Here is a 1,450-nt window from a genome sequence, read left to right as displayed (position 1 = left end):
CGGTGGTTGTCCGCGATCAGCTGGGAGGAGGCCCGCTCGCCTATGGCGCGCTCATGGCCGGCTTCGGGACCGGAGCCGTCTTCGCCGGCCTCTCCAACAGCCTGTTCAGACGGAGCTTGTCGCAGGAGCGGCTGATGAGGCTCTCCTGCGTCGCCTGTGCGGCGTGTTCTCTCTCCCTGGCACTGACATCTTCGATTACCGTGGCGGCAATTGCACTCGCCTTGGGCGGCGCGGGCTGGGTGACCGCCTGGTCCGGGGTTGGTGTGAGCGTGCAGCTGGCGAGCCCGCGCTGGGTCGTGGGGCGCACCATCTCGATCTACTATGCTTTGATAGACGGCGGCATCGCGCTCGGCAGCTGGGTGTGGGGCACGGTGGCCGAAAACCATTCGCTGGCCCTGGCGCTGGAGGGCTCCGCTGGAGCCCTGTTGATCGTCGCTGCAGCCGGCGTTCTCTTTCCTCTTCGAGAGCGCCGCGACTCCGAGCCCGATCCCTTGGAGGAATTCGATGCCCCAGCTGTCTCTCTCAACTTGAAGCCGAGGAGCGGCCCGATCGTGGTCAAGATCGAATATCTGATAGCCGAGAGAAATCTCGAGGCCTTCCTCGACCTCATGCGGCAGCGGCGCCATGTACACAGCCGCGTCGGTGCTCGGAACTGGACGCTCCAGCGGAACCTGCAGAAGCCTATGCATTGGACAGAAACGTTCCGCACGCCGACCTGGACGGACTACCTTCGCCTCAATCATCGTCTGACGGAAGTGGACAAGGAACTGGACGAGCGTGTCTTTCAGCTGCACGCGGCCGAGACCCCACCTCAAATGACCCTTTCCATCGAGCGGCCGACAAGCTCGGCCCGCAAGCCCGAGCACTCAGCTTTTCGCCATCCCCGTCATTGAAGCCCGGCCGGCATCTCTGCCATCAATCGATTGGCTACGAGCGCCACCGGTCAGCCCCGACCCTCAGACCATCGACATCGAAGCGGCCGCGAGTTGCCTATAAACATTACTGCACTCTTATTGTTTGTGACGCATGCGGGTGGTGAGCGGTTTTCAAAGGCCCCGTTTCCTGCTGACAAAGTTAGCTTGGACCACTGAATTGCCGATCAAACGCTCTCGGATACTGGTGCGAGTATGAAATCAAAGACGGGCTCAGGCTGGGCAGGCTTTGGCTCCCGCAGAACAACCGGGTAAGCTACGATCGCTTGGGCATGTTCAGCGAGCGCGGCGGGGTGTCATTCCCAGTGCTTTCTCAAACAGGCCGCCCGGCACTCTCACCACCTGACGAAAAAGCCCTGCAGCTCTTGTCGCATGGCGCGCCGCAGCGACCCGCTTTCCCTCACGGATCTTCACGCCGGCCGCCGCCAACAGGATCAGTCCCTTGAAGAACAGGCGGTGCTGAGCGCTTTGTTTCGCAGCCTGCCAGAGAGGCTCCCAGGCTTCATGGGCTTCCCAGT

2 protein-coding genes are annotated in these 1,450 nt (G+C 62.2%); one reads left to right on the top strand and one right to left on the bottom strand.

What is annotated here, in order from left to right:
- Positions 1-893 (top strand): MFS transporter (locus tag NKJ06_RS35400; protein ID WP_352812566.1); only part of this gene is annotated, 893 nt, incomplete at its 5' end.
- Between the two features lie 315 nt (positions 894-1,208).
- On the opposite strand, the gene NKJ06_RS35395 is transcribed toward NKJ06_RS35400, so the two are convergent.
- A partial coding sequence (locus NKJ06_RS35395; RefSeq protein ID WP_352812564.1) for a DUF309 domain-containing protein occupies positions 1,209-1,450 on the bottom strand: 242 nt, incomplete at its 5' end.

The sequence above is a fragment of the Mesorhizobium sp. M0293 genome, from assembly GCF_040321735.1.
Lineage (GTDB): Bacteria > Pseudomonadota > Alphaproteobacteria > Rhizobiales > Rhizobiaceae > Mesorhizobium.
This window is presented reverse-complemented; position numbering and strand designations above follow the sequence as displayed.